General features: G+C 70.2%; 13 protein-coding genes. 5 read left to right on the forward strand and 8 right to left on the reverse strand.

Annotated features, from left to right (window positions below):
- Positions 1 to 261 precede the first annotated feature (261 nt).
- The 3 genes from ACIRO3_RS10750 to ACIRO3_RS10760 all read left to right on the forward strand — a co-directional run bounded on the left by ACIRO3_RS10750 (position 262) and on the right by ACIRO3_RS10760 (position 3,497).
- Complete coding sequence (locus tag ACIRO3_RS10750; protein WP_404134768.1) at positions 262 to 1,794, forward strand: nucleobase:cation symporter-2 family protein; 1,533 nt, start codon at positions 262 to 264, stop codon at positions 1,792 to 1,794.
- Positions 1,795 to 1,914: 120 nt separating this feature from the next.
- Positions 1,915 to 2,661, forward strand: coding sequence for a DNA repair protein RecO (gene recO / locus ACIRO3_RS10755; protein ID WP_361784210.1), 747 nt, complete (start codon positions 1,915 to 1,917; stop codon positions 2,659 to 2,661).
- An 11-nt stretch (positions 2,662 to 2,672) separates the two neighbouring features.
- Positions 2,673 to 3,497, forward strand: coding sequence for an isoprenyl transferase (locus ACIRO3_RS10760; protein ID WP_053681972.1), 825 nt, complete (start codon positions 2,673 to 2,675; stop codon positions 3,495 to 3,497).
- A 520-nt stretch (positions 3,498 to 4,017) separates the two neighbouring features.
- Here ACIRO3_RS10760 and ACIRO3_RS10765 read toward each other — a convergent pair.
- Genes ACIRO3_RS10765 through ACIRO3_RS10780 form a run of 4 tightly spaced genes read right to left on the reverse strand, consistent with a single transcriptional unit; the run spans position 4,018 to position 7,162 of the window.
- On the reverse strand, positions 4,018 to 4,449 hold the full coding sequence (locus tag ACIRO3_RS10765) for a transcriptional repressor (RefSeq protein ID WP_361784219.1): 432 nt from the start codon (positions 4,447 to 4,449) through the stop codon (positions 4,018 to 4,020).
- A 51-nt stretch (positions 4,450 to 4,500) separates the two neighbouring features.
- Positions 4,501 to 5,364: a metal ABC transporter permease gene (locus tag ACIRO3_RS10770; protein ID WP_361784222.1), complete on the reverse strand. Its 864-nt coding sequence runs from the start codon at positions 5,362 to 5,364 to the stop codon at positions 4,501 to 4,503.
- Complete coding sequence (locus ACIRO3_RS10775; protein ID WP_361784237.1) at positions 5,364 to 6,155, reverse strand: metal ABC transporter ATP-binding protein; 792 nt, start codon at positions 6,153 to 6,155, stop codon at positions 5,364 to 5,366. The genes ACIRO3_RS10770 and ACIRO3_RS10775 overlap by 1 nt, the downstream gene beginning before the upstream one ends.
- Before the next feature lie 29 nt (positions 6,156 to 6,184).
- Entirely contained in the window at positions 6,185 to 7,162 is a 978-nt protein-coding gene (locus ACIRO3_RS10780; protein WP_404134773.1) for a metal ABC transporter substrate-binding protein, read from the reverse strand.
- 166 nt (positions 7,163 to 7,328) lie between these two features.
- Here ACIRO3_RS10780 and ACIRO3_RS10785 point away from each other — a divergent pair, with 166 nt between their 5' ends.
- Complete coding sequence (locus ACIRO3_RS10785) at positions 7,329 to 8,711, forward strand: glycine--tRNA ligase (RefSeq protein WP_361784228.1); 1,383 nt, start codon at positions 7,329 to 7,331, stop codon at positions 8,709 to 8,711.
- A 167-nt stretch (positions 8,712 to 8,878) separates the two neighbouring features.
- Here ACIRO3_RS10785 and ACIRO3_RS10790 read toward each other — a convergent pair whose 3' ends face one another.
- The 4 genes from ACIRO3_RS10790 to ACIRO3_RS10805 form a co-directional block, all read right to left on the reverse strand.
- Positions 8,879 to 9,601 (reverse strand): VC0807 family protein, encoded by a 723-nt coding sequence (locus ACIRO3_RS10790; RefSeq protein ID WP_404134776.1) that lies wholly within the window; start codon positions 9,599 to 9,601, stop codon positions 8,879 to 8,881.
- 320 nt (positions 9,602 to 9,921) lie between these two features.
- On the reverse strand, positions 9,922 to 10,515 hold the full coding sequence (locus ACIRO3_RS10795) for a TetR family transcriptional regulator (protein ID WP_361780314.1): 594 nt from the start codon (positions 10,513 to 10,515) through the stop codon (positions 9,922 to 9,924).
- A gap of 21 nt (positions 10,516 to 10,536) precedes the next feature.
- Positions 10,537 to 11,574, reverse strand: a complete 1,038-nt coding sequence (locus tag ACIRO3_RS10800) for an aldo/keto reductase (protein ID WP_404134779.1) — start codon at positions 11,572 to 11,574, stop codon at positions 10,537 to 10,539.
- A gap of 114 nt (positions 11,575 to 11,688) precedes the next feature.
- Entirely contained in the window at positions 11,689 to 12,033 is a 345-nt protein-coding gene (locus ACIRO3_RS10805; RefSeq protein ID WP_404134782.1) for a DoxX family protein, read from the reverse strand.
- A gap of 90 nt (positions 12,034 to 12,123) precedes the next feature.
- Here ACIRO3_RS10805 and ACIRO3_RS10810 point away from each other — a divergent pair, with 90 nt between their 5' ends.
- Complete coding sequence (locus tag ACIRO3_RS10810) at positions 12,124 to 12,579, forward strand: MarR family winged helix-turn-helix transcriptional regulator (RefSeq protein WP_404134785.1); 456 nt, start codon at positions 12,124 to 12,126, stop codon at positions 12,577 to 12,579.
- Positions 12,580 to 12,687 lie beyond the last annotated feature (108 nt).

Below are 12,687 nucleotides of genomic sequence, written 5' to 3' on the forward strand. Positions count from 1 at the left end.
CCCCCGGGGTTCCCGCCAGTGACGGAACCTCCAGATCGGCGATCCCTGAACATCAACACTTTGTAGAAGTCGACGATATCTGTGAGCGCCCCCACAGGCGTTCAATTCCGGTCACACGACGAGACGCCGCCGGTAACACAGCGGGGCTTCGATGCACGTGAATTCACTGACATCCCGGCGGACCAACGGGTTCGCGACCCACTCCGGCCAGGGATGACCAGATCTCCTCTCGTTACCTACCTATCGAAGGGCAAGGCAGAGATGGCACGTGTCGCCGCCCGGCTTTCCGCCAACGGAGAGCAGAGCTCGCACCCGGTCGACGAGGTGCTCCCCCTCCCCAAGCTGGCGCTGTACGGCTTCCAGCACGTACTCGCCTTCTACGCCGGTGCGGTGATCGTTCCGATCCTCGTCGGCAGCGCGCTCGGGCTGAGTCCCGAGCAACTGGTCTACCTGATCAACGCGGACCTCTTCACATGCGGCATCGCCTCGATCATCCAGGCCTGGGGCATAGGACGGATCGGTGCCCGACTGCCGATCGTCCAAGGCGTCACCTTCACCGCCGTCTCCCCGATGATCGCCATCGGACTGGGCGCCGGCGGCGGCACGGCCGCCCTGCTGGTGATCTACGGAGCCGTCATCACGGCCGGCGTCGCCACCTTCGCCTTCGCGTGGATGCCCGCACGCGTCTTCCGCGTCGTGATGCGGGTCTTCCCGCCGGTGGTGACCGGCACGGTGATCACCATCCTCGGCATCGTCCTGCTCCCGGTGGCGCTCAAGGACGTGGTCGGCGGCGCCCCGCTGGTCGGCGACGGCGGGGACCCGAAGCAACTGGCCTACGCGGCCGGCACCATGCTCTTCGTCCTCGTGATGATGCGCCTCGGCCGCCCCTTCGTCTCCAGCATCGCGGTCCTGCTCGGCCTGGTCGGCGGCACGCTCGTCGCCTTCGCCCTCGGTGACGCCAAGTTCGCGGCCGTCGGCCAATCCGACTGGATCGGCGTCACCACGCCCTTCCACTTCGGCGCCCCGAAGTTCGAGTGGCTCCCGATCCTCCTCATGCTGATCGTCATGCTGATCACCATGGTCGAGACGACCGGTGACACCTACGCGGTCGGCGAGATCGTCGGCAAGGACATCGACAGCGAGACGGTCGCCCGGGCGCTGCGGGCCGACGGCGCCGCCACCGCGATCGGCGGCCTGCTGAACTCCTTCCCGTACGTGGCCTTCGCCGAGAACGTCGGACTGGTCCGGGTCACCAAGGTCAAGAGCCGGTTCGTGGTGGTCGCGGCCGGCGTGATCATGATCATCCTGGGTCTGCTCCCCAAGGCCGCCGCGGTCGTCGCCGCGATCCCGCCCGGCGTCCTCGGCGGCGCCGCCACCGTGATGTTCGGCATGGTCGCCCTCGCCGGCATCCAGACCCTCGGCAAGGTCGACCTCAAGGAGGAGAAGAACGCCCTGATCGTCGGCGTCGCCCTCGCCTTCGCGCTCTTCCCGGCGACCGTCCCGGCCTTCTTCGACAAGCACATGAGCGTGGACCTCGCCTCGCTCCTCAACAGCGGTGTGACGCTCGGCGCCACGGCCGCGATCGTGATGAACCTGCTCTTCAACGGCCTGGGCAAGGGCGATCCGCACGCCGCCCCGCACACCGCTCCCGACGCCGCCCCGGAGATCGTGCTGCCCGCCCAGGCCGACGCGCCGGTCGCCCTGGCGGCCGCGACCGCGGCGGACGGGACGGGGAAGGCGAAGGCGGCGGATGCGCCCGACACGGCGGACGGGGCCGCGACGCCCGCCGGCTGATCCCCCCCGCGACGCCCGCCGGCTGATCCCCGAAGCCCGACGACCCTCCGCCCGGACCCCGGTCCGGGCGGAGGGCCGGGCCGTCCCCGGGAGGGTCCCCGTACAGGCGACAATGGAGCCATGAGTCTGTTCCGCGACGACGGCATCGTGCTGCGCACCCAGAAGCTGGGTGAGGCGGACCGCATCATCACGCTCCTCACCCGGGGCCACGGCCGGGTGCGGGCCGTCGCCCGCGGCGTACGGCGGACGAAGTCGAAGTTCGGCGCCGGGCTGGAACCTTTCTCCCACGCCGACGTGCAGTTCTTCGCCCGGGGCAGCGAGCTGATCGGCCGCGGCCTGCCGCTCTGCACCCAGACCGAAATCATCGCCCCGTACGGCAACGGCATCGTCACCGACTACGCCCGCTACACCGCCGGCACCGCGATGCTGGAGACCGCCGAACGCTTCGCCGAGAACGAGGGCGAACCGGCCGTACAGCAGTACCTGCTCCTCGTCGGCGGACTGCGCACGCTCTCGCGCGGCGAGCACGAACCCCACCTCATCCTCGACGCCTTCCTGCTGCGCTCCCTCGCCGTCAACGGCTACGCGCCCAGCTTCGAGGACTGCGCGAAATGCGGCATCCACGGCCCCAACCGGCACTTCTCCATCGCCGCGGGCGGGGTCATATGCGGAGACTGCCGCGTGCCCGGCAGCGTCGTACCCTCGTCTGAGGCCATCGCTCTGCTCAGCGCGCTGCTGACGGGCGACTGGGGCCACGCCGACGCCTGCGAGGCGCGTCACGTGCGGGAGGGCAGCGGGCTGGTCTCGGCCTATTTGCACTGGCATCTGGAACGCGGGCTACGCTCCCTGCGATACGTCGAGAAATAGGAGCTGGGCACATGGCACGACGCGGGATTCTGGGACGCTCTCGCCGGGAGTACAAGGTTCCCGAGCCGCACCCGTCCGGTGCGCGCCCGCCGAAGATCCCCGGCGAGTTGGTCCCGAACCACGTGGCCGTCGTCATGGACGGCAACGGCCGCTGGGCCAAGGAGCGCGGACTGCCGCGCACCGAGGGGCACAAGGTCGGCGAGGGCGTCGTGCTCGACGTGCTCAAGGGCTGCCTGGAGATGGGCGTCAAGAACCTCTCCCTGTACGCCTTCTCGACGGAGAACTGGAAGCGCTCGCCCGACGAGGTCCGCTTCCTCATGAACTTCAACCGCGACGTCATCCGCCGCCGCCGCGACGAGATGAACGAACTGGGCATCCGCATCCGCTGGGTCGGCCGCATGCCCAAGATGTGGAAGTCGGTCGTCCAGGAACTCCAGGTCGCCCAGGAACAGACCGTCGACAACGACGCGATGACCCTGTACTTCTGCGTCAACTACGGCGGCCGCGCGGAGATCGCGGACGCGGCGCAGGCCATCGCCCGTGACGTCGCGGCCGGCCGGCTGGACCCGTCGAAGGTCAACGAGAAGACCTTCGCGAAGTACATGTACTACCCGGACATGCCCGACGTGGACCTCTTCCTGCGCCCGAGCGGCGAGCAGCGCACCTCCAACTACCTGCTCTGGCAGAGCGCGTACGCCGAGATGGTGTTCCAGGACGTGCTGTGGCCGGACTTCGACCGCCGGAACCTGTGGGCGGCCTGCCTGGAGTACGCCCAGCGCGACCGCCGCTTCGGCGGCGCCGTCCCGAACCAGGGTGAGCCGGGCGCCTCCGCCTGACCAGGCCTTACCGGGGGGCGGCGCGGCGGTGGAGTTCCGGCACGGGGCCACGCGCCGCGACGTGCGCGAGACGCTGCGCGTACGGCCGTGCAAGACGCCGTGGGGTCGGGCGAAGGTGCTGTTCTGCCTCCCGGTCCCCTGGGCGACGTCGTGGCTTCCTCCCCGTACGGGCCCTTCCCTGTCGGTGCTCCTCGGGGCGAGCCCTGGTCCTGGGGCCGGCCGCGTGGCTGCACTTCATGTGGCGTTTGGCGCGCCGCCAGTACCTCTGGGCGTCGGAGCACCCGGAGTACCGCTGCGCGCTCGACGCGTCGGGCTCGCGCAATCACCGGCCCGACGGGACCTCGGCGGTGCTCGCTTGAGATCAGTACGTCGGCTGGACGGAGACCCGCGGGCTGTTCCTGTTCACGACCGGTGAGCTGGGGTGGCTCCCCGAAAGAGGCGCACCGACGGCCGACCTGGACCGCGCGCGGGACCTCATCGGGCGCAGGGTGCGGCGGCTGTGGCGTCTCGGCCGCGGCGGCTAACCGGCCGCGGCCGCGCAGTCGGCGCAGGTGCCGAAGATCTCCACGGTGTGGGCGACGTTCACGTAGCCGTGCTCGGCCGCGATGGACTCCGCCCACTTCTCCACGGCCGGGCCCTCCACCTCGACCGCCTTGCCGCACTTGCGGCAGACCAGGTGGTGGTGGTGATCGCCGGTGGAGCAGCGCCGGTAGACGGACTCGCCGTCGCTGGTGCGCAGCACGTCCACCTCGCCGGCGTCCGCGAGCGACTGGAGGGTGCGGTACACGGTGGTCAGGCCCACGGAGTCGCCGCGGTGCTTGAGCATGTCGTGGAGTTCCTGGGCGCTGCGGAACTCGTCCACCTCGTCCAGCGCCGACGCCACGGCGGCCCGCTGCCGGGTGGATCGTCCTCGTACCGGCGCGGTGTTCATCTCGCCAGGCGCAGTCGCCACCGGTTCCTCCTCGTATCGGCCTCGGCCCATTGTGCCAGGCGGCCGAGACTCCTAGACCTTCACATCGTCGCGCGTACACACCTCCTCGGCGCTCCGGGAGGCCCTGGCCCGGCGCCGGGCCAGGGGCGTGGACAGGGCCGTCATCACCATGAAGACGGCGATGGCGAGCAGCACGATCATCGCGCCGGAGGGTGCCTCGACGTAGTACGTGGCGGCCGTGCCGGTCAGGGCGACGGTGACACTGATCGCGATGGCCAGGCCCAGCGTCGTGGCGAAACCGCGGGTCACGCGCTGCGCGGCCGCGACCGGGATCACCATCATGGCGCTGACCAGGAGCAGGCCGACGATGCGCATCGCGACGGTGACGGTGACGGCGGCCGTGATCGCGATCAGCAGGTTCAGCGCGCGCACCGGCAGTCCGGTGACCCGGGCGAACTCCTCGTCCTGACAGACGGCGAACAGTTGCCGGCGCAGGCCGATCGTGACGGCGAGGACGAAGGCGGCCAGGATCACCATGGCGATGACGTCCTCGGACGCGACCGTGGTGATCGAGCCGAACATCGACCCGAGCAGCATGGTCGTGGACCCGCCGCCCAAGTTGATGATCATGACCCCGCCGGCCAGGCCGCCGTAGAAGAGCATCGCGAGCGCGACGTCGCCGCTGGTCCGGCCGCGGGAGCGGATCAGCTCCATGCCGATGGCGCCGACGACCGCGACCAGGGTGGCCATCCAGACGGGGCTGGTGTGGAGCACGAAGCCCAGCGCGACGCCGGTCATCGCGACGTGGCCGAGGCCGTCGCCCATGACGGCCTGGCGGCGCTGGACGAGGTAGGTGCCGATGGCGGGGGCGGTCAGGCCGACCAGGCCGGCCGCGATCAGCGCCCGCACCATGAAGGGGTAGGTCAGGAGGTCCATCAGCTCAGCAGTCCCGTCCGCAGGGGCTCGGCGTCGTGCGCCGCGTGGGGGTGTACGTGGTCGTGGCCGGGGAGGGCGTGCTGGCCGACGGCCTCCGGGGGCGGGCCGTCGTGCATGACGCAGCCGTCGCGCAGGACCACGGCCCGGTCGATCAGCGGTTCCAGCGGGCCCAGCTCGTGCAGGACGAGCAGGATGGTCGTCCCGGCCGCGACCTGGTGCCGCAGGGCGTTCGCGAGGACCTCCTGGTTGGCCAGGTCCACGCCGGCCATCGGCTCGTCCATGATCAGCAGTTCGGGTTCCACGGCGAGTGCCCGGGCTATGAGCACGCGCTGGTGCTGGCCGCCGGAGAGGGCGTTGATCGAGGCGTCGGCGTACGCGTCCATGTCGACCAGGGCCAGCGCCCGCTCGACGGCGGCCCGGTCGGCCTTGCGCAGCACCCCGAAGCGGGAGCGGGCGAGGCGGCCGGCGGAGACGATCTCCCGGACGGTGGCCGGAACGCCGGCGGCGGCCGTGGTGCGCTGCGGGACGTAGCCGATGCGGGACCACTGGCGGAAGCGCTTGAACGCGGTCCCGAAGAGGGACAGCTCGCCGTCGCTCAGCGGGACCTGACCGACCACGGCCCGGACGGCCGTGGATTTCCCGGAGCCGTTGGCGCCGAGCAGGGCGACGACCTCACCGCGTCGCACGGTGAGGTCGATCCCGCGCAGCACGGGGCGCGAGCCGAGCGAGGCCGTGGCCCCGCGCAGGGATATGACGGGCTGGTCCGCTGTCTGACCCGAGGTGGACTGCATGGCGCGCGCCTCCGTTGCTGCTGCTGTCATCACTTGGCTCCGAGGGCCTTCTGGAGGTTCTTCAGGTTCGACCGCATGACCTCGAAGTAGTCAGCGCCCTGGGACTTGTCGGTGATTCCCTCGAGCGGGTCGAGGACGTCGGTCTTGAGGCCGGTGTCCTTCGCGAGGGCCTTGGCGGTCTTGTCGCCCGCCGGCGTCTCGAAGAACACGGTGGTCACCTTGTCCTTGGCCGCGACGCCCTGGAGGTCCTTCATGCGGGCCGGGCTGGGCTCGGACTCGGGGTCGATGCCGGAGATGCCCTCCTGGTCGAGCCCGTACCGCTCGGCGAGGTAGCCGAAGGCCGCGTGGGTGGTGATGAAGGTCCTGGAGGCCGTGGTCTTCAGGCCGTCCTTGAACTCGGTGTCCAGTGAGCCCAGTTCGGTGACCAGGGCGGCGGTGTTCTTCTCGTAGTCCGCGGCGTGCTCGGGGTCGGCCTTCTCCAGGGCCGCGCCGACGCCCTTGGCGATCTCCGCGTACTTGGTGGGGTCGAGCCAGACGTGCGGGTCCTCGCCGGCCCCACCGTGGTCGTGGTCGTGCTCCCCGCCCTCGCCCTCGGTCGCGTGGTCGTGGTCGTCGTGCCCGGAGGCGGCGTGGGCCTCCAGCCTGGTGAGGGTGCCGGCGTCGACGACGTTCTTCACGCCGGACTGGGCGACGGCCTTGTCCACGGCGGGTTGCAGCGTCTTCAGGTAGAGGATCACGTCGGATTCGCCGAGCCGGCCGGTCTGCTTGGGCGTGATCTCCAGATCGTGGGGTTCGACACCCGGCTTGGTCAGGGTGGTGACCGCCACGTTGTCCTTGCCGATCCGCTCGGCGAGGAACTGCAGGGGGTAGAACGACGCCGTCACGGCGAGCTTGCCGTCCGTGTTTCCTCCGGCGGCACTGGCTCCGGAGCAGGCGGTGAGGGCCGTCGCGCCGAGGGCGACGGCGCCGGCGAGGGCTGCGGCGGGTATGAGGCGTCGTACGTTCATGACATCCATTTTCATCAAAGATGGAAACGATTGTCAAAAACCCTGGTGGGGGGAGCCCGGGAGGGTCACCGGCGGCCCGTGGAAGGGCATCCCGATTTGAAAGGGGGGGTGCGGGCGCCGGTAACCTAAAGGCTTCGCCGTTCGTCCTCGTAATGAAGAGAGCACCGTGGCCGCCGACAAGATCGAAACCATCGTCAGCCTGAGCAAGCGCCGTGGCTTCGTTTTCCCGTGCAGTGAGATCTACGGCGGCTCCAAGGCCGCCTGGGACTACGGCCCGCTCGGTGTCGAGCTGAAGGAGAACATCAAGCGCCAGTGGTGGAAGGCCATGGTCACCGGGCGTGAGGACATCGTCGGTATCGACTCCTCCGTGATTCTGGCCCCCGAGGTGTGGGTGGCCTCCGGCCACGTCGCCACCTTCTCGGACCCGCTGACCGAGTGCACCTCCTGTCACAAGCGTCACCGCGCGGACCACCTGGAGGAGGCGTACGAGGCCAAGCACGGCCGCGTGCCCGCCAACGGTCTTGCCGACATCAACTGCCCCAACTGCGGCGTGAAGGGCCAGTTCACCGAGCCCAAGCAGTTCTCGGGCATGCTGGAGACCCACCTGGGCCCGACCCAGGACACCGGCTCCAAGGCGTACCTGCGCCCGGAGACCGCCCAGGGCATCTTCACCAACTTCGCCCAGGTGCAGACGACTTCGCGCAAGAAGCCTCCCTTCGGCATCGCGCAGATGGGCAAGTCCTTCCGCAACGAGATCACGCCCGGCAACTTCATCTTCCGCACGCGCGAGTTCGAGCAGATGGAGATGGAGTTCTTCGTCAAGCCGGGCGAGGACGAGCAGTGGCAGGAGTACTGGATGCAGGAGCGGTGGAACTGGTACCGCGACCTCGGCATCCGCGAGGAGAACATCCGCTGGTACGACCACCCGAAGGAGAAGCTGTCCCACTACTCGAAGCGCACCGCCGACATCGAGTACCGCTTCAACTTCGGTGGCAATGAGTTCTCCGAGCTCGAAGGCGTGGCCAACCGCACCGACTTCGACCTCAAGGCCCACTCCGCCGCCTCCGGTCAGGACCTGACGTACTTCGACCAGGAAGCCGGCGAGCGCTACACCCCGTACGTCATCGAGCCGGCGGCCGGTGTCAACCGCGCCATGCTCGCCTTCATGCTGGACGCGTTCAACGAGGACGAGGCCCCGAACGCCAAGGGCGTCATGGAGAAGCGCACCGTGATGCGCTTCGACCCGCGCCTGGCCCCGATCAAGGTCGCCGTCCTGCCGCTGTCCCGCAACCCGCAGCTGTCGCCGAAGGCCAAGGGCCTCGCCGCCGACCTGCGCAAGAACTGGAACATCGAGTTCGACGATGCGGGCGCCATCGGCCGCCGCTACCGTCGCCAGGACGAGATCGGCACGCCGTTCTGCGTCACCGTCGACTTCGACACCCTGGACGACAACGCGGTGACCGTGCGCGAGCGCGACACCATGAAGCAGGAGCGCGTTTCCCTGGACCAGATCCAGAGCTACCTCGGCAGCCGTCTGCTCGGCTGCTAGTCGGGGCCGCCGGCCGGGGGCTGCCAGTCGGCCGGCTTCCGGTCGGCCGGCTTCCGGTCGGCGGCTTCGCCGTCATGGCCCGGTGTCATGGCTTTGCCCGAAACGCCGGTGGCCCGGTGCGCGTCGCGCACCGGGCCACCGGCGTTCTCCGTCCCCCGGGGCGGCCCTCAGGCCTGCGCGGCCCCGGCGTGCCGCTCGGCGGCGGCCGCCTCGGCGGCACGTCGTTCGCCCTCCGCCTGCGAACGCTTGCCGTAAAGGGCGGTCCAGACACCCAGCAGGCCGAGCACCGTGTAGATCATGACCGGGCTGAGGACCACCATCGTGTCGGTGTCCAGCGCGTAGGTCAGGGCGATGCGGACCCCGGCCTCGATCAGGTAGGCCACGCCCCACACCGTGGTCATCACGATCATGGTTCGGCGGAAACCCTCGTACTGCCACAGGCCGTTCCACCACGCCGTGCTCTCGGGAGTGCCGTCCGTGGCGAACTTGCGGCCGAAGTAGAACATCAACGGCCTCGGTGCGAGCAGGGTGACGAGGCAGAGCATCCCGAACAGTCCGGTCACCCCCGAGTCCTTGATCAACAGGGCCCGGGCCGAGTGCGCGCCGATCAGCGAGACGACCGCCGTGATCACCAGGAAGACCAGGGTGACGATCGCGAACTCGTCGACCTTGCGACGCCAGGCCAGGTGGATGGCGCTGTCGAGGACGGGCCACGCGCTGCTGATCAGCAGCGCGTCGAACTCCCTCCAGCCGTGCTCGTGCAACTGGTTGTAGGTGATGATCGGCGCGACCACGTTGAGCCCGATGGTCAGAATCCAGCCGAGCGCCGCGGCGCCGCCCGACCGCGCGGGTGGCGCGGGACGGGTGCCCTGAGGTTCCGGAGCGGACATGCTTCCCCCTGAGAAGTGCCTGACGGGTGTCTCGGGGGAACGTAGGGCAGGTCCGCGGTCGGTGACAGGGTTCTCCGGCCCAAATGATCACCAAGTCGAACGGAGCCGCCTGCTCCGAATCGTCGCCGGCCGCATCGGGAGCGGCCCGGAGATCCAGGGCGCGGGGATCCGGGGCGGGGACCCGGCCCGGGGGGAACGGGGGCGGGGGGACGGGGGCGGGGCGTCGGGTCGGGCGGGGATCGGGTCAGGCGCGCCGGCCCCGGATGCCGGGCAGGCGCGCCCGCCCCGGATGCCGGGCAGGCGTGTCGGCCTTGGAGGGGTCAGGCGCGCAGGCCTCGGATGACGAGCGAGGTGACCGCCTCGAACTCCGGGAGGATGGTCGGCGAGAGCCAGTCGGCGGCGTACTGCGGGTCGTGGAACCGGCCCGTGGCGTCGAAGACGGCCCGCGCCGCGGCCGGTACGTCGGGCGCGGCCAGTGTCCCGGCCTCGACCCCGTCGGCGATGATCCGGACCAACTGGTCGATCAGCTCGCTCAGATGCCGGTCCACCACGCCGCTGTTCTCGGCGAGCAGCACGGTGTACGTCGCGAACAGCTCCGGGTCGGCGCCCGCCTTCTTGCGCTTGGCCTCGAAGAGGGCCTCCAGCCATGCCTCCAGCCTGGACGGGGCCGTCTCGGCGGGGGCCGAGGCGATCTCCTCCAGCATCACCACGCTCTTGGCGAGCCAGCGGTCCGTGACGGCCTCGCGCAGCGCCGCCTTCGACGGGAAGTGGCGGTACACGCTGCCGTGGCTGACGCCCAGGGCGCGCGCCACGTCCACCACGGTCGCCTTCGTGGGGCCGAAGCGCCGCAACACGTCCTCGGTGGTTTCGAGAATGCGCTCGGGAGTCAGGGGTTCGGCAGCAGCGGGGGGCATGAGTACGACCGTACAGCCGGCTCAGTGTTCACTGTCGAGGTGGGCCATCTGGGCCTGCGGGTATCGATCGCCGGCCGCCGCCCCGGCCGGGACCGCCTCCTCGATGGCGGTCAGGTCCTGCGCGGTCAGCCTCACGTCGAGGGCGCCCAGTGCCTCGTCGAGGCGGTCCCGACGGCGGGCGCCGACCAGCGGGACGATGTCCTCCCCGCGGGCGAGCACCCAGGCGATGGCGATCTGGGCGACACTCACGCCCTTGCCGTCGGCGACCTTGCGCAGGGCGTCCACCAGGTCGAGGTTCCGATCGAGGTTGTCGCCCTGGAAGCGGGGGCTCATCCCGCGGAAGTCGCCGGGGGCGAGCGCCCGGTCGCGGCCGAAGTGGCCGCTGATCAGGCCCCGGGAGAGCACCCCGTACGCGGTGACGCCGATGCCCAGCTCGCGGGCGGTCGGCAGGATCTCCTCCTCGATGCCGCGCGAGATCAGCGAGTACTCGATCTGGAGGTCGGAGATCGGCGCCACGGCGGCGGCCCGGCGCAGGGTCTCCGCGCCGACCTCCGAAAGCCCGATGTGCCGGACGTGCCCGGCCTGGACGGCCTCGGCGATGGCGCCGACCGTCTCCTCGATCGGGACGTCCGGGTCCACCCGGGCGATCCGGTAGACGTCGATGTGGTCCCGGCCGAGCCGCTGGAGGGAGTAGGCCAGGAAATTCCGGACGGCGTCGGGCCGGCCGTCATACCCGGAGAAGCCGCCCTCGACCGTCCGCAGGGCGCCGAACTTCACGCTCGTCAGCGCCTGCTCGCGGGCTGCCGCGGGTGCGGTGCGCAGGGCTTCGTTGATCAGCAGTTCGTTGTGGCCCATGCCGTAGAAGTCACCGGTGTCGAGCAGGGTGACGCCCGCGTCCAGGGCGGCGTGGATGGTGGCGATCGACTCGCTCCGGTCGGCCTCGCCGTACAGGGCGGACATGCCCATGCAGCCCAGCCCCAGCGGGAAGACGGAGGGACCGGTGGTGCCGAGGCGCCGGGGGGTGCGAGGTGTGTAGGGAGCGTTCTGGTGAGTGGTCATGGAAAAAGAATGGCATGACGAGTGACAGATTTCAATATCTGTCACTCGTCAGCGTGAAGGGATGCCTGATCGACCTGATCGATGTCGGATCCCGCCCCGGGCGGGGGCGGATGGTCAGGAGGCCAGGCGCAATGCCAGTGCCGCTGCCGAGAGCAGGGTGAGCACGGCGGCCGGGGCGAAATCGAAGTCCTTGACGCGCAGGTGGCTCACGACCGCGCCCATGAAGTACAGGGTCACGCCGATGGCCGCGGCCACGCCGAGCGGCGCCACCCAGATGCCCGCGACCAGGCCCACCGCGCCGGCGGCCTTCAGCGCGGCCAGGACCGGCAGCAGGGAATCCGGTACGGCCACCTTCCGCATGTTCGCGAGGATCGTCTCGTTGCGCAGGTGGGTGAGGGTGGCCGACGCGGCGAGGACGAGGGCGAGCAGGCCGGCGACGGCGACGTAGGCAGTGAACATGATGCGCTCCAACGGTCGATTGGGTAGAACCATTGAATAGCATCAATGATCTGATGATCGCAATCATTTTGAAAGCGCTACGATATGGGCATGACGGCAGCACAGGACGCCCCGAACCCGCCACAGCGGCTGGGCCTGCTCCTCGCCTGGCACGGATCGGTCACCCAGACCCGCATGAGGAAGGCGCTCAGCGCGGCCGGGCTCACCCCCCGGCACGCCATGACGCTGATGCACCTGGAGACCGGCCCCATCGGCCAACGGGCGTTGGCGGCCCGGCTGGAGGTGGATCCGAGCGTGCTCGTGGGGATCCTCAACGACCTGGAGGGCGACGGCCTGGTCGAACGCCGCCGCGACCCGGCCGACCGCCGCCGCCACAACGTGGCCATCACGGCCGCCGGCTCGGTCGCCCTCGGCGAGACGAACGCGGCCCTCGACGCCGTCGAGCTGGGACTGTTCTCCGGCCTCTCCGAGGCCGACCAAGACGCCCTGCGCGCACTCCTGGCCCGGATCGACTCCCACGCCGACGACTTCGAGTGCGGGGAGTAGGCCGACCGGGGCAGCCCCTCTCGGATCGTGCCGGGCCGGCGGTGACCGGCCACCGCGGTGACGTACCGGGCCGGCGGTGACCGCAACGGCGGGCCTCACGCGTACCTG

This window comes from Streptomyces sp. NPDC102278, from assembly GCF_044766345.1.
In the GTDB taxonomy this organism is placed as follows: Bacteria; Actinomycetota; Actinomycetes; order Streptomycetales; family Streptomycetaceae; genus Streptomyces.